The sequence below is a fragment of the Amycolatopsis sp. cmx-4-54 genome (assembly GCF_046548895.1).
Lineage (GTDB): Bacteria > Actinomycetota > Actinomycetes > Mycobacteriales > Pseudonocardiaceae > Amycolatopsis.
This window is the reverse complement of sequence record NZ_JAEBEJ010000004.1, coordinates 328,016-349,652: the sequence shown is the minus strand read 5'-3', so window position 1 is coordinate 349,652 and position 21,637 is coordinate 328,016. Positions and strand designations below refer to the sequence as shown.

Here is a 21,637-nt window from a genome sequence, read left to right as displayed (position 1 = left end):
CCCCTGTCACGCGAGCACTCTAACCCGCGCGATCACCCGAAAGTTGCCGATCGTGCACCCTGCGCCAGATCAGCAGGGAAAGCACCGCGCCGCACAGGCAGAGGAACATGTCCCACTGCGTGTCCCAGACGTCTCCCTGGGTGCCGAGGAAATCGTCCGCGCCCGCGCCGGCGATCATCGCGCTGAGCCATTCCACGAACTCGAAACCGGCGGCGATCGTCACGCAGACGCAGACGGTCAGGAACGCGACCCAGGCACCGGGACGCAGCGGGGTCCGGCGCAGCAGCACCTCGCGCACGGCGATCGCCGGGACGAAACCCTGGACGACGTGGGCGAACCGGTCGTAGTTGTTCCGCTGGGTGCCCAGCCAGCCCTGCACCCATTCCCCGGCCGGGGTTTCCGCGTAGGTGTACTGCCCGCCGTAACACAGCACGATCGCGTGCAGCACCAGCAGCCAGCACAGCAACCGAGTCAAGGGGAAGCGTTTGCGCAGCGCCACCACCAGTGGCAGCCCGATCAGCACCCAGACGACTTCCAGCAGCCAGGTGCCGGGGGACCTGGCGAGGACACCGGTCACCACGAGCACGGCGACCACGGAGCCGGCCAGCAGGATGCCTTCCGTCCGGCCGACTCCGCGCACCATGCGTGGGACCCTACTGGGACGGGCCCCGGCTCGCTCAGTTCAGCTTGCGCATGTCGGCGGGCAGGCCGCCGCCGGCGTAGACGTCCTCGGCGAGCTTCGCCAGCGCGGTGAGCGCGACGTTCTGGCTGAACGGCCCGTAGGACACCCGGGAGACGCCGAGCTTCTGGGCGGTGGCCAGCGGGATCGAGCCCGGGACGCCGATCAGGTTCACCTTGCGCTCGCCCAGCGCCTCGACGAGCCTGCCGACCTGGGTCTCGTCGAGCTTGCCCGGCACGAAGACGTTCGACGCGCCGGCGTCCAGGTAGGCGCGGCCCCGGGTGATCGCGTCGGCCAGCACCTCCTCGGGGTCACGGTCGCCCGCCCGGAGAAAGGCGTCGGTGCGGGCGTTGAGCACGAAGCCGACCCCGGCGGACTGGGCGGCGGCGACCGCTGCCTCGACGGCCTTGACCGACTCGGCCAGCGGTTTCATCTGGTCTTCGAGGTTGCAACCGGCCGCGCCCACCTCGATCGCCCTGGCGACCGTGCCGCCCGGGTCGCCGTAGCCCGCTTCCAGATCCGCGGTGACCGGCAGATCACCCGCCACCCGGACGATCAGGGCGACCTCGGCGATCATCTCGTCGCGGGGGATCACCTCGCCGTCGGGGTAGCCGCGGGCGGCGGCGATACCGTGACTCGGGGTGGCGAGGGCCTGCGTACCAGGGGTTTCGGCGACGACCTTGGCGGTGATCGCGTCCCAGACGTTGACGACGAGCAAGAGTTCGGGGGCGGCGTGCAATTCCTGCAGCCGCGTGGCCTTCTCGGCGGTGGAAACCATGCCGTCAATCTAGAGGTTTTCGCCCGGCGGCACCGATTCCTGTTACGCGCCGGGCCGGGGCGGCGACTGGTAGGGATATCGCGTTTCGAGGAGGTCCCCGTGGAGCTGACGATCAACGCCGCCGGCGACGAACAAGCGCTGACCGAGTTCTACGGCTGGCTCCGCGACGACGCCGACGTGACGCGGTCCGCGACGATCAGCCTCGCGGGGTCCCGGAGCACGGGGGAGATGGGGACCTTCGAGGTGATCTGCATGTCCGTCGGCTCCCTGACCGGCCTGGCGAATCTGGGCATCGCCTGGAGCAACTTCCTCCGCTCCCGCAAGGAACCGCCCCCGTTCACCATCACGGTCGAGGGCGAGCTGACCGCCGAACAACGCGCCATGCTCCGGAACCTGGACCTGCCGCTTTCGTGACCGTCACGCGCCGCTTCCCAGCCACCGCAACGTTTCCAGGGCGACGGCCACGTCCACCGCGTTCTCCGCCAGCGGCCGGGGCAGCAGCTCGTCGGCCCGCGCCAGCCGCCGGACGACGGTGTTCCGATGGGTGTAGAGCCGTTCCGCGGTCCGGGTCGTGTTGCCCAGTTCGTGCACGTAGGCCCGCACGGTCTCCCGCGTCTCGGCGTCGGCGTGCCGGAGTTCGCCGAGGGTGTCGGCGACGAACTCGCCCGCCTGCGCCGGATCGCCGGTGAGCAGGGCGAGCAGCTGGATGTCCTGATACCGCGCGATCTGCTGCGGCGAGGTGAGCCGGGCGAGCATCCGCTGGGTGGCGGCGGCGTCCAGATGGCTGCGGCGGAACCCGTCGATCCCGCTGCCGGGCCGTCCCAAGGCGACCCGGACGTCGGGATGCGGCGCGAGCTCATCGGCGAGCCGGTCCGCGCGCGGCGGCGTTCGGCCGGGCAGCCAGACCCATAGGGCGGCGGCGCTGGCGACGACGGTCAGCCGGTGCGAAGCGCCACTCGCCCGCATGAGCGTTTCCGCGGCGGTTTCGAGCTCCTGGGACGACGGGGTCGCCGAGCCGCTCCAGACGATCGCGGCCGTATGCGGTCCGGCGAGCGGGTAGCCGAGCTGGGCCTCGGCCCGCGAACGGCTGATGGGCGCGCCTTCCAGCAGCAGCGTGACCGTGGCCCGCCGTTCGGCGTGGGCGCCGCGGGTCAGTTCCGAGCGTTCGGTGGCCATCCGTTCGGACACGGCGGCGACGGTGTCCTCGATGAACGTGGTGATCGACAACGACGAGACGTCCAGCAGTTCGCGGAGCAGCACCGGATCCGACGTGAGGTCGAAACAGATCTCGATCCACCGGCGCCACGCCACCCCCTGCGCCCGCCGGTAGGCGTCGAGGCCGCCGGAGTCGAAGCCGCGGCGCACCATGTCGCGAGCGCCGTCGAGCACTTCCTGGTTCAGGTTGGCGGCGACCCGTTCACCGGGGCGCTGCACGTTGGCGGCCGCCCAGTGCAGCAGATTCGCCAGATTGGCGCGTTTGGTCCCCTCGGTGAGCACGGGGTCCTCGGCGACCGCGCGCATACTGTCCCCGCCGAGCGAGGCCTCGTGCAGCTCCTCGATCCATTCGGCACGCGGATGCAGCACGATCTCCGCGCCCCGCCGGAAGAGGTCACGCGCCTCGGGTGACAGGGTCGGCCACGGCGATGCGGCACTTTGCACCATCCGTACATCATGATGGTGCAGATAGCGCTAGCGCAATTCCCCGCCGGACCCGCATCGTGGAGGGAACCGAGACGAGGCTGGAGTACCGCATGACGACGAGCACACCCGTCGAGCACCTCGACGTGGTCATCATCGGTGCCGGGATTTCCGGGATCGGGGCCGCGCGCTACCTGAAGACCGAGAACCCGGGCAAGACGTTTGCCATCCTGGAGGCACGCGGCGCGTCCGGCGGCACCTGGGACCTGTTCCGCTACCCGGGCATCCGGTCGGACTCCGATCTCCACACCTTCGGCTACGAGTTCAAGCCGTGGCGGGACAAGCAGTCCATCGCCGACGCGCCCCGGATCCTGTCGTACCTGCGCGAGACGGTCGCCGAGAACGGCCTCGAACCCAGCATCCGCTACCACCACAAGCTGCTCTCGGCCGCCTGGTCGAGCGACGAAGCCCGCTGGCTGCTCGAGATCGAGCGGACCGACACCGGCGAGCGCACCAGCCTCAGCGCGGGCTGGATGTTCAACGCGGGCGGCTACTACCGCTACGACGAGGGCTTCACCCCGCGCTTCGAGGGCCGGGACCGGTTCACCGGCACGATCGTGCACCCGCAGCACTGGCCCGAGGACCTCGACTACGCGGGCAAGCGGGTCGTCGTGATCGGCAGCGGCGCCACCGCGGTCACCCTGATCCCGGCGATGGCGGGCACCGCGGCGCACGTGACGATGCTGCAGCGCACCCCGACCTACGTCATGCCGGTGCCGCGCGAGGACAAGATCGCCAACGGCCTGCGCAAGATCCTCGGCGAGGAGCGGGCGTACGCGCTCACCCGGCGCAAGAACATCCGCAAGGGGCTGGCGGTCTGGCAGTTCTGCCAGAAGTTCCCGAAGACCGCCCGCGGCCTGATCCGCTACGTCAACAAGAAGCAGCTTTCCAAGGACTATCCGGTCGACGAACACTTCAACCCGCCGTACGACCCGTGGGACCAGCGGCTGTGCGCCGTACCCGGCGGTGATCTGTTCGCCGCCATCCGCAAGGGCAAGGCCGACGTCGTCACCGACAAGATCGCGACCTTCACCGAAAAGGGGATCCTGCTCGAATCCGGGCGTGAGCTGGAGGCGGACATCATCGTCACCGCCACCGGCCTGAACCTCCAGGTGTTCGGCGGGGCGAAGCTCAGCGTCGACGGGAAGCCGGTGATCCTGCCGGAAACCGTTGCGTACAAGGGAATGATGCTTTCGGACGTGCCGAACGCCGCGTTCGCGATCGGCTACACGAACTCGTCGTGGACGCTCAAGATCGGCCTGCTGTGCGAGCATTTCTGCCGTCTGCTGGCGCATATGGACGCCCACGGCTATGCCGTCTGCCGTCCCGTCGTCGCCGACCCGGACATGCCGACGAAGCCGTTCCTGGACTTCGCCGCCGGATACGTCCAGCGCGCTCTCGACCAGCTCCCGCGCCAAGGCGACCGCATGCCGTGGCTGACGTCGATGAGCTACCACTCGGACATCAAGCTGCTGCGCGCGGACGACATCACCGACCCCGAGCTGCACTTTTCCCACGCCAATGTCCGGGAAGCGGTGAGCTCGTGACCGACAGCTTCGCCGACCTGCCCGGCGGCCCGAAGATCTGTTACCGCGAAGACGGCCCGGCCGACGGTGTGCCGCTGGTGCTGATCGCCGGTCTCGGCCTGGATCTCACGTCGTGGCCGCGGGAAATGATCGATGGTTTCACCCGCCGCAGCTTCCGTGTCATCCGGTTCGACAACCGCGACGCGGGCTGCTCGGATCGCATCAAGGCGCCGAATCCCGGCAAGGTCCGGCAACTGCTGGCCAGGCCGCTCCCGGATGCCTACGACCTGGGCGACATGGCGGCGGACACCGTCGGCCTGCTCGACCACCTCGGCGTCGAGCAGGCGCATCTGGTCGGTATGTCGATGGGCGGCATGATCGCGCAGACCGTCGCCGCCAGGAACCCCGGCCGCGTCCTTTCGCTGACGTCGATCTTCTCCACCACCGGACATCGCCGCGTCGGGCAGCCGGCGAAGTCGACGTTGGTGCGCATGGCGAGGCGGCCCGCCCAGACGGTCGAGGAATCCGTGGTCGGGCACCTGTCGCTGATGGGACACCTCGGCTCCGCCACGTTCCCGCTGGACAAGGACGTCGAAACGGCCTGGGCCGAGGAACTGTGGGAACGGGCCGGGGGACGGCGCGCCCGCAGCGGCATCGCGCGCCAGATCGGCGCCATCCAGGCCAGCGGCGACCGCACCGCCGAACTCGCGCGCATCACCTGTCCGACGGTCGTGGTCCACGGCGACACCGACCGCATGGTCCACCACAGCGGTGGGCGGGCGACCGCCGAGGCCATCGCCGGCGCCCGCTACGTCGAGATCCCCGGAATGGGGCACCACATCGCCCTGGACCTGGTCGAGCGGCTCGTCGGGCTCACCGCCGAACTGGCCCTCGACCCGGCGGGGGAGACCCGATGAGCGGCGTTCGCGGCAAGGTCGCCGTCGTCACCGGTGCCGGTTCCGGCATCGGCCGTCAGCTGGCCCTCGAACTCGCGCGGCGCGGAGCCCGGCTCGCGGTGTCCGATGTGGACGAAACCGGGCTGGCCGGAACCGTCACCGAGGTCAAGGCACTGGGTGCGGAAGTGCAGGGCGCCGCGCTGGACGTCAGCGACCGGGCGGCCGTGCTGGAGTACGCGACCGCCGTCGCCACGCAGTTCGGTGTGGTGCACCAGATCTACAACAACGCCGGGGTCGCGGGCGGCGGGCAGACCGTGCTCGACGCGGACTGGGAGCTGTACGACCGCACGCTCGCGGTCAACCTCTTCGGCGTCATCAACGGCACCAAGGCCTTCCTGCCGCATCTGATCGATTCCGGCGACGGCCAGGTCGTGAACATCTCCAGCCTCAACGGTTTCATGGCCCAGCCGACGCTCAGCGCCTACTGTGCCAGCAAGTTCGGTGTCCGCGGGTTCACCGAGGCGCTGCGCACCGAGATGATCGCGGGCGGGCATCCGGTGCGGGTGACGGTCGTCCATCCTGGCGGGGTCAAGACCGGCATCGCCTCGGCGGCGTTGAAGGAAGCGGAGGCCCGCGGTATCGAGCCCACCGCCGAACAGCGGGAACGCGTCCGGGTGTACAACGAAAAGCTGCTGAGGATGCCGGCCGACCAGGCCGCCCGCATCATCGTCGACGGGGTCGAGGCCGGAAAGCCGCGGGTGCTCGTCGGGAACGACGCGAAACTGGTCGACCGGCTCGTCCGGCTGCTCCCGCGCCGGTACCCGAAGCTGATCGTCGAGTTCGAGCGGCGCCGCCTAGCACGTTAGGCATCGACGCTCTGGTGCCCGAACAAGCCGAGCAGCCAGGTGTAGCGGACCGCTTCGCGCGCCTGGCTGTAGGCGTCTTCGGTGCCGATCCAGATGGCCTGCGTGATCAGTTCGATGGTGGCGGCGACGACCGTGCGCGCGGTGAACGGCGGCGGTGACGGCAGCGCGGGATCGATGGCACGCAGCCATCTCGCCGTCCGGTCGAAGACGGCTTCCCCGGCACGCAAGGTGTTCTCCCGTACTTCGAGGCCCGCGTCGCCGAGCGCGTAGATCTCCAGCAGGACGGCACGGACGGCGATGGGGCGCCGGTGCACGTAGTCGACGAGGAAGTCGCAGCAGGCGGCGACGGCGTCCAGCGGGGTCGCGGCCTCGGCGCCCGCGGCGACGCCCTGTGCGATGAACTCGGTGGTGATCTCGCGGTAGGCGGCGAGGAACGCGTCCTGTTTGCCGGTGAACTGTTCGTAGAACGAGGTCCGGGACACGCCGGCCGTGGCGGTGATGTGGCCGACGGTGGTGGCGACGTAGCCGCGCTTGCCGGTGTTCTCCAGTACCGCGTCGATCAGCCGGGCGCGCTGGGTCCCGGCGACCTCGTCGCGGCTGAGGTTGTGCGGCCCCTTCGGCAGCTTGCGGTGCTCGGTCACGTGCGGCACCGTACCGGCTCGGAAATCCGTGAAGGCCTCCTTCCCTACTGTCAGGGTAGGGAAGGAGGCCTTCACGGACCCGCGGGATCAGCTGACCGGCACCTCCGGGGCAAGGGAGTTGCCGGGCGCGATCTTCCCGCAGCTGGACGGCGCGGCCTTGCCCGCGAACCGGTCGTTGAGCCAGCCGATGGCCTGCGGCGCCCAGGCGACGGCCGCCCCGACGTGGCTCAGCGTGTTGTACTGGTCGTACCTGATCGACTTGTTGCCGGTGTCGCAATACTGCCGCGCGAGGGCCCGCACATCACCGGCGACCATCACCCCGTCACCGGTCCCGATGCCCGGGGGATTGCCGAAGGTACCTTCCACGACACCGTTGTTGCCCTGCGCGATGTAGCCGGGCACGGTGGGCGTCGGCGCGGAACCGAGGTTGATCTTGTTCACGGCCTCGACGTACGGCAGCACCTTGTTCGGGTTGACGTACTCGGGTTTGACGAATTTCTCCCACGTCAGCCCGGGATACCGGCCGAGCGCGTCGACGATCGACGCCTTTTCCATGTCCTTGAGCACCTGAAGGCCGTAAGAATTCGCGTACGGCTTGAGATCGATGCCGAAGGAACGCGAGACACCGATGAGCGCCATCGGAATGACCCCGGTCCACGCGACGCTGCCGTTGACGTACTTGAGATTGTGCGACGGCTTGACGAGCACTCCGCCTTCGGTGAAACCGACGAGATTCTTGTTGACCTCGGGCGCGTAATCCGGCGCGAGCGCGGCGGCCCAGCCCGTCGCGATGGCGCCCCCCGAATACCCGATGAGACCGAACCGGGTCTTGTCGTTCAATCCCGTTCCCGGAGCCCGCGTCGCGGCACGGATCGAATCCAGGGTGTTCGTCCCGTATTCGGGCCCGGCGGCGAAGTTCGCCTTCTGGCCTTCGGTGTCGGGAATGACGACGTTGTAGCCCAGCAGCAGAGCGGGCGCGATGAACAGCGACTCCGCGTTGGCGATCAGGCCGCCGAGCGAGACGTCACCGGCGATCGCCCTCGACGGGCCGTGCTCGGGATCGAGCGAATCGTAGAACGATTGGTACGAAACGGCTTTCGTGCTGTCGCCGGTGAGGCTTCGCAGCACCGAAGTGACGTTGGCGGACGGCTTTCCCCGGGCGTCGGTGGACCGGTACAGCAACTGGGTCACCTTGAGCGGCGTGGAAATGCCGAGGACGTGATAGTTGAGCGTCCGGGTCTTCAACACGGTCCCGGGACTGTACGACGACAACGGTTCGCTGCCGTCGTAGCTGTAGAACGCATCGGTGGCGGGGGCGGCGGAGGCGGCGGGCGCGGCGGCGAAACCGACGAAGACGGCGATCGCGAGGGCCAGCAGACGGGCGGGCTTTCGGGTCATGACTCCCCTTTGAATCATGAAGTGGATCACGTTTGGATGCTCGGAACCTACCAGCCGGTAACTGATGGTGTACAGGGTCGTACATCATTAATCGCGCGATATTGACGTTTCTTTCGCTCGCGTTGGGACGGAACACGGCTCGGACAGGGTGCGGGTTGTGATCCAGCACAAAAACGGCAGTGCGATCAACGGGATCAAGGCCGTCCGCAAGGAGGTGTGGTCGGCGACGGTGCCGAGGACGGGGCTCGCGAGACCGCCGATGCTGACCGTCAGCCCGAGGGTGACACCACTGGCGGTGCCGACCCGCGTGGGGAGGTAGTCCTGGGCGAGCGTGATCTGCAGGGAGAACGGGATGTACAGGCCTACCGCCGCCAGCAGGACGAAGGGGAAGAACGCCGGGCCCGGCACGAGAACGACGCCCGCGACCGCGCCGACGGTGGCCAGGTACGACCGCCGCACCACGGTGACGCGATCCCAGCGTCCGGCCAGTCTGCTGCCCAGCAACGTGCCGGCGGCGCCGCCCACGTAGAGCAGGAACAACGCGACGCTCCCCGTCGTCGTGCCGCCCCCGGCCCGCTGCTGGGCGTAGAGCGAGACGAACGTGCTCAACCCGACGAACACGATCGAACGGGAGACGACGGCCGCCGACAGCTTCTTGAACGCGCTCCAGTCGTCGACCCCCGTCACCTCGGTCGACGAGCCGCCGGCGCGGGCGCTCCTGGCGAGGGCGCGCAGTACGGGCAGGCATAGCACGGAACCGGCCAGCGCCGGGGCGACGAGCAGTGGCGACATCCGCAGCCCGCCGAGTGCCATGACCGCGGCGACGAGGACGGGCGCGGCGGCGAACCCGATGTTCCCGCCGAGGGAGAACCAGCCCATGGCGGTATGCCTGCCACCGCCGGCGATCCTCGCGATCCGTGCGGCCTCGGGGTGGTACGCGGCCACCCCGATTCCCGACACGGCGACGAAAGCCAGCGTCAGCGCGTAGGAGTCGGTCAGGCCGCCGAGGGCGATGCCGAGCCCGCCGAGGAGGGTGGCGGACGGCAGCAACCACGGCATCGCCCATCGGTCGGTCAGCGCGCCGAACAACGGCTGCGCCACCGAAGACAGCAACGAAGCGGCGAGCACGATGCCGGACACCGCCGCGTATCCGTAGGCACGCTCGGCGCCGAAGAACGGCACCAGAGCGGCGACCGAACCCTGGTACACGTCAACGCACGCGTGCCCGGCCGACAGCAGGGCGATCGCTTTGTTCTTCGACACCTCGCCATGCTCGTCGCGGCCGCGGTGTCGCGCTTCCGATAAAATGCCAATCGATGACGGAAATCCGCCACCTGCCCGCGGCGCCGGCACAGGTCCGGTCCCTGGCCTCCGGTACGACGATCGACGCGCACCGCCATGACGATCACCAGGTCGTCTACGCAGCGCGTGGCGTACTGGCCATCACCACCGACAAGGGCTCCTGGGTCGCGCCCGCGACAAGGGCTATCTGGGTCCCCGCCGAGACCGTGCACGCCCATCAGGCGCACGGCGAACTCGATCTCCGACTCGTCGGCCTGCCCGCCACCGTGAACCCGTTGCGGCTGAACGAACCGAGCGTGCTGGCCGTCGGACCGCTCCTGCGCGAACTCATCCGCGCCTACACCGATCCGCCACACGACGACACCCCGGAACGACGGCGGCTCCGCGCGGTCCTGCTCGATCGGCTTCGCGCCTCGCCTCAGCAACCCCTGCACCTGCCGACGCCCGCCGACCCGCGGCTGCGCGCTTTGTGCGAGATCCTCAGCACCGATCCTGCCGACAACCGGACGCTGGCGGCACTCGGCGCGCGGGTGGGCGCGAGCGATCGCACCCTGGCGCGGCTCTTCAAAGCCGATCTCGGCATGTCCTTCCCGCAATGGCGCACGCAGTTGAGGCTCTACCGCGCCTTGGTCCTCCTGGCCGAGGACACCCCGGTGACCGCGGTGGCGCATGCCTGCGGCTGGTCGTCCGCCAGTGCGTTCATCGACGTCTTCCGCCGCGCCTTCGGGCATACGCCGGGCACGCACTACGACCGGTGAACGCGAAAGCGGGGCCGGTCCACAAAGGACCGGCCCCGCTCTTCGTTCGGTTTCTTACGCCTCGCTACGGCGACGGCGCACCAGCAGCACCATCAGCACACCCGCGCCGAGGAGCGCGCCGCCGATGATCAGCGGCATGGTCGCGGAAGCACCGGTGTTGGCCAGCTCGTCGCCGCCACCCGATTCGGCGCCACCGGGGGTGGTGGGGGCCGGGGTTTCGGTGACGGGCGCGCCGCCCTGCTTCCAGGTCGCGATCGCGTTCGCGGCGACCGAGGTCTTCTCGGACTCCGCGACGATCAGGGACTGGGCGGGCACCTTGTCGTAGTTCTCGCCCACGAACAGGCGGCCGGTGTCGAGGTGGCCGCTGACCTTCAGCGAGAAGGTGCCGGAGCCGTCCTTGGCGTCCTTGGGGACGTCGACGTAGATCTTGGTGCCGTCCTTGACGTCGGAGGCCTTGATCGCCTTGCCGTCGGCGTCGGTGACCTTGACGCCCTCGGGCAGCTTGCTCGTCAGCTCGGTGATGTCACCGCTGGTGGCGATGCTGAACGGGCCGATCCGGGTGCCGGTGGCGCCCGAGGCCTTGGCCGGGCCGATGTCGAGGGTCGGCTTCGGCTGCTGGCCGATGCCGACGTTGTCCTTGCCCACGAGGTAGTCGTAGACCGCCAGCACGTCGGCGGTGGACTCTCCGGCGGCCTCGCCCGAAATCGGGTTGGCGCGCTTCAGGTCCTTGCCGTCACTGAAGTGCCACACCGCGGCCTGCGTCGCGGTGATGGCCTCCTTGACGGACAGGCCACCGTTGAACTTGACGTCGCCCTTGCCGAGCTTGCCTTCGAGCGCCTTCACCGACGCCGCCGGGTAGCCGTGGTGCAGCACCCAGTTGAGCTTCGCGCTGTTCTTGTTGAACGGCGACTTGGTGTCCGGGTACTTGTTCCACGGACGCTCGATCATGTCCTGATCGGTCCGCATTTTGACCTCGACCTGCACGCAGTACATCTTGAGCTTGCTGCCGTCGGACAGCTTGAGCGTGAACAGCACCGCGCCGGCGGGGTCCCCGCTCTCGAAGTTGATGCCGAACCCGCGTTCGCCTTCCTTTTCGATGACCCGGCCGCGCGCCGCGCCGTCGTCGGCGAGGGCGGCCGGAGCGGCCATCGTCAACGCGACGGCCGCGGAGGCCACCGCGATCCCGCCGCGAACCAGAACTGACCTGCCGTGCATGTGTCTCCTATCCGGATACGGACCACGAATGCCAGTGCCGTGTGCGACCACAGGCCCCGACCGCAACGGCTCGCCCGATCGGGGTATGACTAATCCCATCGAGCGAGAGCGGAGCATACAGAGGTCTCACGGGTGGCTACTCAGGGGTATGCTCATGTCCGAATTGCCCGCTGAGACGGGTGAACGGCAGGGAAACGATCTTGAACGAGTAGAGGACCCGTCGCGCGTGAGCTCCGCGGGCGCTGCGGCCGGCGGCGCGAGGCCGGCTTCGGGCCGGGTGTGCGGGGGAGCCGCTCGAAAGGGAATTGTCCCCGCGGGTCATCGAGCGGCTTGTCGAATCGAATCCGGTACCATTCTTCTCCGCCGCGGATCTTCTTTCCGTCGTGTTCGCACTTTCACTCGGCGGCGGGCGTGGAAATGATCGACGGCGGCCTGAAGTGTCGGATATCACAGTATGTGGCGATAGGCCCCGAGCCACCTGCGTTCAGGTGTATCACGGGTTCGCGGTGGGCACCCACCTTGGTTCTTTCGGGTAGATGTACCGGCCATGCCGGGAGGGATACCGCGCGGCGAGGTAGACAGGGAGGTTCGGGGATTCCCGGGTGTACGTGGCAGTGCCGCGCGATGACGATCCGTGTCCGGTCATTGCGCGGACAAAAGAATATGGCCGTGTGGGGAGACACGAGCATGCGATCTTTGACGCGTGACCCACGACTTTTCACGTCGTGGAATTCTGTTCTCGAAGGTGAAAAATCGCGCCTGCGCAATTCGCGCTCGAATTGCCGCCGGTCGGGGTGCGGTCATGGGAGATGAGGGCGCCTCGGTGACCGTCACGCGGTCGCCGATTCCCCGGCAGTTGCCGCCTGTCCCCGCGCATTTCACCAGCAGGACCGCTGAACTCGAAGCGCTCGACGCCGCCGCGGCGGGCCCGGAGGACGACTCGGTCGACCGGTCGCCCGCGGTGACGGTGGTGGTCGGGCCCGGCGGGGTGGGCAAGACCGCGCTCGCGGTCGCCTGGGCGGTCCGGAACGCCGGGCGCTTCCCGTCGAGGCAACTGTATGCGGATCTGCGCGGGTTCTCGCCGGAGACGGCCGTGCCGCCCGAAGACGCGCTCGGAGCGTTCTTGCGGGCACTCGGGGTCCCGCCGGAGCGAGTGCCGGTCGAACTGGCCGAACAAGCGGCGTTGTTCCGGACCGTCACCGCGGGAATGCGCCTGCTGCTGGTGGTGGACAACGCCATCTCGGCTGCCCAGGTTCGACCGTTGATCCCGGCTTCGTCGGGTTGCGTCGTGGTGGTCACCAGCAGGCTGAGACTGGACGGCCTGCACGCCGATGGCGCTCGGTTCGTCGACATGGCGCCCCTGCCGGAGGAACACGCCGTCGAGCTGCTGACGCGCTCGGTGGGCGAGTCGAGGGTCGCAGGCGAACTTCCGGACGTGACGACACTGGTGACCCTGTGCGGCCGGCTGCCGATCGCGCTCCGGGTGGCCGGTGCGAGGTTGGCGTCGCGGCCGAAGTGGCCGGTGGCCAGGATGGTGGCGGAGCTCCGTGACGAACGGCTGCGTTTGACGAAGCTGTCGCCGGTGGGGGAGGCGTCGTTGACCGCAACTTTCGATTCGTCGTATTCGGCGCTGTCGCCGCACGCGGCCAGGCTCTACCGGCTGGTCGGTGAGTACCCGGGCCTGACGGTCGAAGTGGGAGCGGCGGCCGCCGCGCTGCGGGTTTCCGACGCCGAGGCCGCGGACGGGCTCCAAGAGCTGGCGGACGCGAGCCTTCTCGAGGAGATCGGCGAGGACGGCTATCGCTTCCACGATCTGGTGCGGCTGCACGCACGGGCGTTACCCGACGACGAACGGTTCGAAGTCGTTCCGCGGATCGCGGAGTGGTACCTGCACCGGATGACGCGCGCGAACATGGTGGTGATCCCGATGCGCTGGCGGGTCGGCACCGTGCGCGCCCGGTACGAGGATTCGCCGGCGTTGTTCGCCACCGGTGCCGAGGCCCTGACGTGGTTGGACGAACGCCTCGCGGACATCGTCGAACTGCTCGACGAGACCTTCGCGCTGCGGCACGACGAACTCACCTGGCAACTGTGCGAAGCCCTGTGGGAACTTTTCCTCTACCGCAAGCACTATCAGCTATGGATCCGGACCCACGAGGTCGGCATCACCGCGGCACACCGGTGCGCCGACGCGATCGCCGAAGCACGGTTGCGTTGCCAGCTGGCCCGCGCCTATCTGGATCTGGGCCGGTTCGAAGCCGCGGAAAGCGAATGCATCGAGGCGGCGGAACTCGCAAGGGGAGCGGGGAGCCGCCACAACGAGTCCGTGGCCCTGGACCAGCTGGGCATGGCGGCGCAAGGTCGTGGCGACTTCGAGCGGGCGGTCGGGTTCTTCGGCGAAAGCCTCGTGATCGAAGGGGAACTCGGGATCGACCGCGGTGTCGCCCAGCGGCACCGGCGGATCGGCGAGGCGTTGCTGCAGGGGGACCGGACCGCCGACGCCGCCCGGCACCTGCGCCTCGGGCAAGAGCTGTTCAAGGAGATCGGCGATGTGAAGGGCGAGGCCGAGGTCACTTTGTCGCTGGCGCGGATCGACGCGAGGGCGGGAGAGATCACCGCGGCGAAACGCGAACTCGAACGCGCCGCCGCGGTGCTCGACGAGTCAGGTTCGGCCGTCTATCAGTCCGATGTGCTGGTGGCGTTCGCCGAGGTCGCTGAGCTCGAGGGTGATCTCGACGCCGCTCGTGGCCATCTGATCAAGGCGCTGGACCTGTGCGGTCCGATCGGCGGGCTGCGGGTGGAGCGGGCCCGCGCTCGGTTGGCCGCCTTGGACGCCCGGCGCGATCATCCGCAGCAGCCGGAGCCGGCGTCCCGCGAGTGACCACAGATAGGCCCCCGCGCCCGCCAGTTCGGCGGACTCGCACCGGATGACGGCCACGTCTCCCGTGCGGTCGCCGACAAGACAGCGTCCGGGGGAACACGCGACGGCGACGATCGTGAGACCGGGCAGCCGGTCGAAATCGCCGGCGATCACGCCGCGGGCGTCGGCGACCAGGTGCGGCACTGAGTGGACGAGCACGTCGGCGAGGGAGGCGCGGGTCCGGTCGCTCGCACCGGACAAGAGGAACGAGGTTCCCTCGGTGTCGATGCGACAGCACTCGGCAGTGACGCGCAGCCGCGCTACAGAGGCCGGCACGGCAGCACCTCCGCCATCGGCACGGGGGACAGCGGGACGGCCCTGGCGGGTTCGGACAGGCCGAGAAGCCGGTACATCTCGGTGCGCAGGATCGCTCCGGCGCGGCCCGGCCGCGACGACAGCAACCCGCGGACGTGCTCGGCCAGGCCGACGGACTCCGCCTCGCGCAGCAAAGGGCGAAGAGTGCTGCCGGGTATCCAGCGGGGCGCGTGCTCGGCGATGACCGCGCTGGGCGTGCCCGGTAGCAACGGCTCGGTGCCGTCCACGGCCAAGAGCACCGGTCTGCCGATGCCCGCCGCGTAACCGGTCACGGAGCCGTAGTCGCCGATGACGTGATCGGCGGCGATCAAGGCGGCCCGCCAGCTCCCTTCGGGCCGCAAAAGCTCGAGGCCGGACCGCAGGCTGTCGGCCAGCCAGCTGCGGATCTGCCATCGGCTGTGGTGCGCCCAGATCTGGGGATGAAGAACACCGAGCACGCGGAAGTCTTCGGGGGGAAGTTCACCGAGAACTCGTTCGAACAGGTCGTGATGGCGTCCGAAGGCCGAGCGATCGGACCAGGTCGAGGTGACGACCACCAGCCGCCGGTCGTCGGTGACGCCGAGACCTCTCCGGTAGTGCTCGCGAAAGGGAAGGCTGGCGGTGAGCCGATCCAGTGCGATGTCTCCCGCGACGACAGCGGCGGGGACCGCGCGAGGGCAGGTCTCGGCGAGAACCTCCAGTTCGCGGTCGTGGACGAGCACGATCGAGTCGGCGCGCACCCGTCCTTCCCGCATCAGCTGGCCCGCGTCGAGTCCGACCTGGGGGCTCCAGCCGGGCCCGGCGTCCGGGGGCCGCCACGGCCGGTACTGGCCGAATCCCCCGCCGTGCGGAATGAGCATCACCGGCCCGGAGACTTCGTCGATGCCGCGCTGACTGGCGGCCAGGACGAGGTCGTATTCACCGCGCTTGGCCTGCGCCCAAGGCAGGACCATTCCACCTTGGGCCTCCACGAAGTCGTGAGTGACGCGCCAGGATTCCCACTCCGGGACGGTGAAGGTCGCCTGGACACGATGGTCTGCCTCGAAGAGCGGGAGCAGATCGAGCAGCCGGTTTCCGGCGACGATGTGCGGGATCATCACCAGCACGGATTTGACGCCCTTGCGTGTCGCCCAGTGCTGATCGGAACCATCCACCGGACTGCGGACCCACGATGACTCGGTCATGAAATTCCCCTCGTTCGAACTCCGGTATCCGCAGTCAGCATGGGAGTGATCGTGGAGAAAACGGCTTCGGCCGGTTGTCAGTTCATTGACAGATGATCAACGATGATCGCCGAAGTTTGACAATTAAGCCGATGACCTGGCCTTACGCGCGAACGGGTGGAAAAATGATCCGGCGGGACAGGGGTGGCGAACCCGGGTTCGCCATGGGGAAGGGGCGCACTCGTAGAAATCGCTTTCGGAATTCTCGGGCAGACGGCCATGCTAATGCACGGGAATGTGGATGTGAACTGGGCGGGTCCTCGGCCGAGACAGGTGCTGACCGCGTTGCTGACCGCGCCGAACCGTCGCTTGCCGCTGGACGTCGTCGTGGACTGGGTGTGGGAAGAACACGAGAGGGCGCCACAGGACGCCCATTCGACGCTTCACCAGAACGCGACCAAGCTGCGCCGGGCGTTCCACGAGAAGTCCGTGCCCGCGAAGGTGAGTGTGGGTAAAGGGGGTTGCCTGCTGGAGATCGAGCCGGCACTGATCGATCACTTCGGCTTCCAGGCCATGATGGACAAGGCCCGCCGGTTCCGTGAACTCGGTCAGCACGACCGCGCGCTGGTCGAAGCGCTTTCGGCGGTCCGGTTGTGCCGGGACGAAGCCTTGGCCGATCTCCGGACCGAGCGTGCCGACGGATGGCGTGCCTTATGGGAGCGTAGTGAGTGGATCCCCGCCAACGCGTTCGTTGTGGCTGAGCAATTGGCGACCGGGCAAGCCGACGCCGCGGTGCGGAAACTGGCGGAACTCGAACAGGCGCATCCGAGGGAACTGAGTTTCGAGAAATTGCGATTACGGGCACTGGCCGAAGCCGACCAGCCCGCCGAAGCCGCCGACTTCTTTCGGGCGACGTATGCCCGTTACCGTGAGGCGGGGGAGACCAGGGCCGCGGAAGAACTGCGAGCGGTCAACGACAAGGTGCTGATCCGGCCGGATCGGATGATTCCTCGACGCAAACCGGTCCCGGTCGATTCCGCCGGTCGAAACGAGCACGTGATCCGGCATTTGCCACCGGACGTCGACGACGTCGCGGGAAGAGCCGATCTGATCGCCCTGCTCGACGCTTACACGACCGATTCCGCCGGCGCGCCGAAACGCGCCGCGGTGGTGGTGACCGGAGGTCCTGGTGTCGGGAAGACGACCTTGGCGGCGAAATGGGCCCATCGCGCGGAACGCCGGTACCGGCATGGCGCGGTCATGCTGGACCTTCGCGGTGACAGTCAAGCCGCGAAGGCCGACGCCGGTGAAATAGTCGACACACTCTTGTCGTTGCTGGACTTTCCGGTCGACCAAGTGGTCAATCCGATAGCGCGTGCCGCGAAGCTGTCGGCGATGCTCGCCCGGCGCTCGATGCTCGTGATCCTCGACAACGTGCGCAGCTCCGATCAGGTCGCACCGCTGCTGGGCGTCCTGTCGTCGTGCACGGTGCTGATCGTTTCGCGGTGGCGCTTGAAATCCTTGTCGGCGAAGCTGACGCCACCGGTGATCACGGTGGCCCCGCTCGGGGACCGGTCTTCCTCCTCCCTGTTGACCCGGCGAATCGGTCACCGCGCGCGAGACGACGCGGAGGGGGTCGAAGAGCTGGTGCGGCTGTGCCGAGGCAACCCGCTGGCGCTGACCCTGGTGGCTGAACGCGCGGTCTCGCGGGCGGGCACGCGGATGCGGACTTTGGCGAGCCAATTGCGTGACGCCGAACTGCTGCTGGACCTCGGCGACGAGGGCGACTGGCCGGGAATGAGCCTGAGGTCCGCCTTCGCCCTTTCGTATCACGACCTCCAGCCTGCCGAGCGGCGGGTGTTCGCCCTGATCGGCCTGCATCCGAGCGCCGAGATGACCACCGCCGTGATCGCCGCCGCGGACGGGCGCCCCGCGTCGGAGGTGCGCCGCTCACTCGACATACTGGTCGCCGCTCACCTGATCGAGCACCCTGCCGATCTCGACCGCTATCGCGTGCACGACCTTCTCCATTTGTACGCCGCGTCCCTGGCCGCGCAGTTGTCCGATGTGGACCTCGCGCGAAGGAGGATGTTCGAGTTCTACCTGCGCGTGGTCACCGCCGCGTATCGCTTGCAGTTCCCGCACAAAGAGCTGCTGAACCTGCCTCCGATGGTGCGGGCGGCGCCCACGCCCGGGTTCCGGAACGTCGCCGAAGCGCGGCAGTGGGTGTTGCGGGAACGAACGTCGATCATGGCGATCAGCGCGGCGTCGGAAGGCGTTCTCAACGGTATTTCCTACCTCCTGCCCGCGATGGCCTCGGAATTCTTCATCTTGCAGGGGAGATACCCCGACGCGATCGAGGGGCTGACCATCGCCGTCCGCGCCGCGACGGCGCAAGGAGACGTGGGCTCACTGGCTTCGTGCCTGAACGATCTGGCGGTCGTGCACATGCTCATCGGCGCCGACGACGCCGCCGGGAAGTGCCTGCTGCGCGCGCTCGAACTGGTCGACGCCCATGGGATCGCGGTCGGCGTGGCGACGGTCAGGTTGAACCTGGCCCGTGTGCATTTCCATGCCGGTCGCGCGGCCGAAGCGGTCGAAAGGTACCGGAAGGTACTTCCGTCCGTTCGTGCGCTGGGCGAGCCGATGTTGTGTGCCAGCGCGGAACATCGCTTCGCCGACGCGTTGGTCGAGATGGGCGGCCACGACGAGGAAGCGCTCGCACTGTACCGGGAGGCCGTGCGACACCGGCGCGAAGCCGGTGATGCCACTGAGCTGATGCGGGCGCACGCCGCTCTCGGGGCGTTGCTGGTCCGGCTCGGCAGGCTTGCCGAAGCGTCGCTGGAATGCAGTGCCGGCGAAGCGTTGATCGAGGCCAGCCAAGACCTCCCGACGATCATGAAGCTCACCACTGTGCTCGCCCAATTGCGACACGCCGAAGGTGACGCCGGGGCGGCGCTGCGGTACGCGCATCGCGCGGTCGATTATGCGAACCGGACTCGGCATGCGACTGGACAGGCGCGGGCCCTGGGCGTCCTGGCCGCCGTTCTCTGTGATCACGGAAACCCCGACGATGCGCGGAAGTTGTGGCGGGACGCCGCGGAGCTCTACCGCGGGCGGGCGCGGGTGGCGAAGGCGGAGGCGATCGAGGTCCTGCTGGCCGAACTGGGCGCGCGTGGACCACTTGTTCCGGCTGCGCGTGAAGGCGAAGGAGACACCGTGGCGATGCCCTCGCCTCATCTCCGGATACTGCGCGGACATCGCGACTGAGGGGCGGTTGCCCCGGACGGGGCTGGGCCCCGGCCGCGCCGGGCGGACGCGGCCGGGAAACCGGTTCAGCCCTTGCGCGCGAACGAGATCCGGTGCAGTCCGCCGGGCTGATCGTCGGCGAGGTACAGCTCGCCGTTCTGGTCGGTGCCGAACGTGGTGGCGTCGAGCGGGAACTCGCCGATCCGGGCGCTTTCGTAGGTCCCGTCGGTCTTCTTGCGGACGGCCCAGGCCGTTCCCTGGCAGAAGTCGGTGGCGAGGTAGGTCCCGCCCGCCAGCGCCGCGTACTTCTTGCCGCGGTAGACGTGCCCGCCGATCACCGCGCAACCTTCCGCGCCGGAGATGTAGTGGAAGACCGGATCGGTGTAGGTCACGCCGTCCTTGCACCGCGTCTCGTCGAACACGACCGGCCCTTCTTTGCAGGACCAGCCGAAGTTCGCGCCCCCCTTGCCCTTGGCGAGGTGGTCGACCTCCTCGAACCGGCCCTGGCCGACGTCGCCGATCCACAGCGAACCGTCGGCCGGGTCGAAGGAGAACCGCCACGGATTGCGGAGCCCGTACGACCAGATCTCCGGACGTGCGCCCGCGACGCCGACGAACGGATTGCCTGCCGGGACGCAGTACTTCAGCGGACGGCACGCGCGGTCGACGTCGATCCGCAGGATCTTGCCCAGCAACGTGTCCAGGCGCTGCCCACTGGCGAGCGGATCGCCGCCTCCACCACCGTCACCGATCCCCCAGTACAGATACCCGTCCTGGCTGAACGCCAGCTGGCCGCCGTTGTGGTTGGGGAACTCGGAATGCGGCTGGGTGATCAGCTCGGTGAGCTCGCCGGTGTCCAGCCGGACGCGGGACAGAGTCACCGCACTGTCGGACTTGCGGGTGTACGCGACGTAGGCCCGCCTGTCCTTGGCGATCGCCAGCCCGAGCAGCCCGCGCTCGACGTCCGCGCCGTTCACCTTGTCGCTGATGTCCAGAACCGGCTTGGCGGCGAGCCCGGTCCGGGGATGGTAGGCCCGGACGACGCCTCTCTTCTCCACGATGAGGATGCGGCCGCTGCCGTCGTTGAGCGCCGTGATCGCGGTCGGGTTGACCAGCCCGGACGCGACCTTGGTCGCCGTGGCGGTCAGCTCGCCGAGCGGAACACCTCGCGCTTCCCGGGGCTCCGCGCTGCTCGCGGTCGGAAGCATCGCTCCCGCCAAGACGAGCCCGGCCACCAGGGACAACCCCCGGCGGAGGTGCCGTCGCGTCATGAGAGACTCCAATCGCCAGTGAATGGTCTGGTCCAATTCAACAGCGACCGGAGGAGCAGCGGTACCTCCATCCGCGAACTTCCCGTTGGTTTGTTTCCGTCGTACGGATCAACGCCTTCGAGGTATGGGCTTGCGGTCCGGCATCCCCGGAATGGAGGTCATGCGCCCGCGAGCTGTCGGCGACACGCCGATGGTGGACGTCGTATTCCAGGGGAAGCACTCGGACGGCGGTTTAGGGCCAGGCGTACATGCCCTTGGCTGGAGGGTCGGAATGAAGCCTGGGCGACCAGGGCCCATGTCGGATGACGATCGATCAGCTGTTCGGGCGGCGATGATCTGATGACCGAAGAAGGCGACACTACCGGGGATCATGCCGACGCCACGGGCGGCGAGAGCGATCCCGGCTCGCTGCAAGCTGAACTCGTCCGTCGCTACAACGGCGGCGAGACGATCGAAGGCTTGGCGGAGAGCTGCGCGCTGAGCTACCGGAAAGTGCGAACGATCCTGCTGGCCGCCGGAGTCACGCTCCGGCCCCCGAAGATCCAGCTTCCGCCCACGCCGCCCGGCCTCGTCAATGCCTACCTGGCGGGCCGGAGCATCCGGCAGTTGGCGAAGATCCATGGCATGGGCTACAACCAGATCCGCCGAATCCTCCTCGCGGAAGGCGTCGTCCTCCGCCCTCGCGGACGGCAGCAGTAGTCGCGCTCGCGCTACATCCGAGGCCTCGGCTTCCAGGCGCACGACGCCCGGAGAGCCGAGGCTCTCGCCACAGCGGACGACCTTCTTCGTCACACTGCGTAAACGATCCAGATTTTCGGGCGCACGCCGGCCTGCTCCTTTCCTGCGTATCGGTACGTGCCGGCTCAGCCGGATGAGGTGTGATCTTTAGGCTCGCGAAGAGCTCTTTCGCGTATCGAGCTGGCTTTGGCGGGAAGTCCCCTTGTGGGCGACTGGGGGTAGGTTACTCATGCTCCGGCGAGCCC

At 68.5% G+C, this 21,637-nt stretch carries 17 protein-coding genes; 8 read left to right on the top strand and 9 right to left on the bottom strand.

Annotation, left to right across the window (positions count from 1 at the left end; translation table 11 throughout):
- Positions 1–19: 19 nt before the first annotated feature.
- Positions 20–643 (bottom strand): DUF2238 domain-containing protein, encoded by a 624-nt coding sequence (locus ACLJQ7_RS15490; RefSeq protein WP_410648901.1) that lies wholly within the window; start codon positions 641–643, stop codon positions 20–22.
- Between the two features lie 34 nt (positions 644–677).
- Positions 678–1,457: an isocitrate lyase/phosphoenolpyruvate mutase family protein gene (locus tag ACLJQ7_RS15485; RefSeq protein ID WP_410648900.1), complete on the bottom strand. Its 780-nt coding sequence runs from the start codon at positions 1,455–1,457 to the stop codon at positions 678–680.
- A 99-nt stretch (positions 1,458–1,556) separates the two neighbouring features.
- Here ACLJQ7_RS15485 and ACLJQ7_RS15480 point away from each other — a divergent pair, with 99 nt between their 5' ends.
- Complete coding sequence (locus tag ACLJQ7_RS15480; protein WP_410648899.1) at positions 1,557–1,871, top strand: effector-associated constant component EACC1; 315 nt, start codon at positions 1,557–1,559, stop codon at positions 1,869–1,871.
- Positions 1,872–1,874: 3 nt separating this feature from the next.
- Here ACLJQ7_RS15480 and ACLJQ7_RS15475 read toward each other — a convergent pair whose 3' ends face one another.
- Positions 1,875–3,119, bottom strand: coding sequence for a PucR family transcriptional regulator (locus ACLJQ7_RS15475; protein ID WP_410648898.1), 1,245 nt, complete (start codon positions 3,117–3,119; stop codon positions 1,875–1,877).
- Between the two features lie 89 nt (positions 3,120–3,208).
- Here ACLJQ7_RS15475 and ACLJQ7_RS15470 point away from each other — a divergent pair, with 89 nt between their 5' ends.
- From ACLJQ7_RS15470 to ACLJQ7_RS15460, 3 genes are read left to right on the top strand one after another with little or no spacing between them, the layout of a single operon-like run.
- Positions 3,209–4,702: a flavin-containing monooxygenase gene (locus ACLJQ7_RS15470; RefSeq protein WP_410648897.1), complete on the top strand. Its 1,494-nt coding sequence runs from the start codon at positions 3,209–3,211 to the stop codon at positions 4,700–4,702.
- Positions 4,699–5,598: an alpha/beta fold hydrolase gene (locus tag ACLJQ7_RS15465; RefSeq protein ID WP_410648896.1), complete on the top strand. Its 900-nt coding sequence runs from the start codon at positions 4,699–4,701 to the stop codon at positions 5,596–5,598. Before ACLJQ7_RS15470 ends, ACLJQ7_RS15465 begins: the two co-directional genes overlap by 4 nt.
- The gene (locus tag ACLJQ7_RS15460; protein WP_410648895.1) at positions 5,595–6,443 is read left to right on the top strand and encodes an SDR family NAD(P)-dependent oxidoreductase; all 849 of its coding nucleotides are present in this window, start codon (positions 5,595–5,597) and stop codon (positions 6,441–6,443) included. Before ACLJQ7_RS15465 ends, ACLJQ7_RS15460 begins: the two co-directional genes overlap by 4 nt.
- Here ACLJQ7_RS15460 and ACLJQ7_RS15455 read toward each other — a convergent pair.
- The 3 genes from ACLJQ7_RS15455 to ACLJQ7_RS15445 form a co-directional block, all read right to left on the bottom strand.
- Positions 6,440–7,084, bottom strand: coding sequence for a TetR/AcrR family transcriptional regulator (locus ACLJQ7_RS15455; protein ID WP_410648894.1), 645 nt, complete (start codon positions 7,082–7,084; stop codon positions 6,440–6,442). The genes ACLJQ7_RS15460 and ACLJQ7_RS15455 overlap by 4 nt on opposite strands.
- An 87-nt stretch (positions 7,085–7,171) precedes the next feature.
- Positions 7,172–8,482, bottom strand: coding sequence for a lipase family protein (locus ACLJQ7_RS15450; RefSeq protein ID WP_410648893.1), 1,311 nt, complete (start codon positions 8,480–8,482; stop codon positions 7,172–7,174).
- An 87-nt stretch (positions 8,483–8,569) separates the two neighbouring features.
- On the bottom strand, positions 8,570–9,745 hold the full coding sequence (locus ACLJQ7_RS15445) for an MFS transporter (RefSeq protein ID WP_410648892.1): 1,176 nt from the start codon (positions 9,743–9,745) through the stop codon (positions 8,570–8,572).
- 53 nt (positions 9,746–9,798) lie between these two features.
- Between ACLJQ7_RS15445 and ACLJQ7_RS15440 the strand changes: the two genes are divergently transcribed.
- Complete coding sequence (locus ACLJQ7_RS15440; RefSeq protein WP_410648891.1) at positions 9,799–10,542, top strand: AraC family transcriptional regulator; 744 nt, start codon at positions 9,799–9,801, stop codon at positions 10,540–10,542.
- Positions 10,543–10,596: 54 nt separating this feature from the next.
- On the opposite strand, the gene ACLJQ7_RS15435 is transcribed toward ACLJQ7_RS15440, so the two are convergent.
- Positions 10,597–11,757, bottom strand: a complete 1,161-nt coding sequence (locus tag ACLJQ7_RS15435) for a Cys-Gln thioester bond-forming surface protein (RefSeq protein ID WP_410648890.1) — start codon at positions 11,755–11,757, stop codon at positions 10,597–10,599.
- Positions 11,758–12,559: 802 nt separating this feature from the next.
- On the opposite strand from ACLJQ7_RS15435, the gene ACLJQ7_RS15430 reads away from it, so the two are divergent.
- On the top strand, positions 12,560–14,638 hold the full coding sequence (locus ACLJQ7_RS15430) for a tetratricopeptide repeat protein (RefSeq protein ID WP_410648889.1): 2,079 nt from the start codon (positions 12,560–12,562) through the stop codon (positions 14,636–14,638).
- A gap of 299 nt (positions 14,639–14,937) precedes the next feature.
- Here the strand turns inward: ACLJQ7_RS15430 and ACLJQ7_RS15425 are convergent, their stop codons facing one another.
- The gene (locus ACLJQ7_RS15425; protein ID WP_410648888.1) at positions 14,938–16,155 is read right to left on the bottom strand and encodes a hypothetical protein; all 1,218 of its coding nucleotides are present in this window, start codon (positions 16,153–16,155) and stop codon (positions 14,938–14,940) included.
- A gap of 276 nt (positions 16,156–16,431) precedes the next feature.
- Here ACLJQ7_RS15425 and ACLJQ7_RS15420 point away from each other — a divergent pair, with 276 nt between their 5' ends.
- Positions 16,432–19,404 (top strand): tetratricopeptide repeat protein, encoded by a 2,973-nt coding sequence (locus ACLJQ7_RS15420; RefSeq protein ID WP_410648887.1) that lies wholly within the window; start codon positions 16,432–16,434, stop codon positions 19,402–19,404.
- 65 nt (positions 19,405–19,469) lie between these two features.
- Here ACLJQ7_RS15420 and ACLJQ7_RS15415 read toward each other — a convergent pair whose 3' ends face one another.
- Positions 19,470–20,654 (bottom strand): PQQ-dependent sugar dehydrogenase, encoded by a 1,185-nt coding sequence (locus ACLJQ7_RS15415; protein ID WP_410648886.1) that lies wholly within the window; start codon positions 20,652–20,654, stop codon positions 19,470–19,472.
- A gap of 339 nt (positions 20,655–20,993) precedes the next feature.
- Here ACLJQ7_RS15415 and ACLJQ7_RS15410 point away from each other — a divergent pair, with 339 nt between their 5' ends.
- Positions 20,994–21,353: a helix-turn-helix domain-containing protein gene (locus tag ACLJQ7_RS15410; protein ID WP_410648885.1), complete on the top strand. Its 360-nt coding sequence runs from the start codon at positions 20,994–20,996 to the stop codon at positions 21,351–21,353.
- The last annotated feature ends 284 nt before the right edge of the window (positions 21,354–21,637 follow it).

Coding starts and splice junctions, on each gene's coding strand:
- ACLJQ7_RS15460 (WP_410648895.1), top strand. CDS start 5,595: ATGAGCGGCGTTCGCGGCAAGGTCGCCGTCGTCACCGGTGCCGGTTCC.
- ACLJQ7_RS15470 (WP_410648897.1), top strand. CDS start 3,209: ATGACGACGAGCACACCCGTCGAGCACCTCGACGTGGTCATCATCGGT.
- ACLJQ7_RS15450 (WP_410648893.1), bottom strand. CDS start 8,482: ATGACCCGAAAGCCCGCCCGTCTGCTGGCCCTCGCGATCGCCGTCTTC.
- ACLJQ7_RS15415 (WP_410648886.1), bottom strand. CDS start 20,654: ATGACGCGACGGCACCTCCGCCGGGGGTTGTCCCTGGTGGCCGGGCTC.
- ACLJQ7_RS15430 (WP_410648889.1), top strand. CDS start 12,560: ATGGGAGATGAGGGCGCCTCGGTGACCGTCACGCGGTCGCCGATTCCC.
- ACLJQ7_RS15435 (WP_410648890.1), bottom strand. CDS start 11,757: ATGCACGGCAGGTCAGTTCTGGTTCGCGGCGGGATCGCGGTGGCCTCC.
- ACLJQ7_RS15425 (WP_410648888.1), bottom strand. CDS start 16,155: ATGACCGAGTCATCGTGGGTCCGCAGTCCGGTGGATGGTTCCGATCAG.
- ACLJQ7_RS15440 (WP_410648891.1), top strand. CDS start 9,799: ATGACGGAAATCCGCCACCTGCCCGCGGCGCCGGCACAGGTCCGGTCC.
- ACLJQ7_RS15485 (WP_410648900.1), bottom strand. CDS start 1,457: ATGGTTTCCACCGCCGAGAAGGCCACGCGGCTGCAGGAATTGCACGCC.
- ACLJQ7_RS15490 (WP_410648901.1), bottom strand. CDS start 643: ATGGTGCGCGGAGTCGGCCGGACGGAAGGCATCCTGCTGGCCGGCTCC.
- ACLJQ7_RS15475 (WP_410648898.1), bottom strand. CDS start 3,119: ATGGTGCAAAGTGCCGCATCGCCGTGGCCGACCCTGTCACCCGAGGCG.
- ACLJQ7_RS15410 (WP_410648885.1), top strand. CDS start 20,994: ATGACCGAAGAAGGCGACACTACCGGGGATCATGCCGACGCCACGGGC.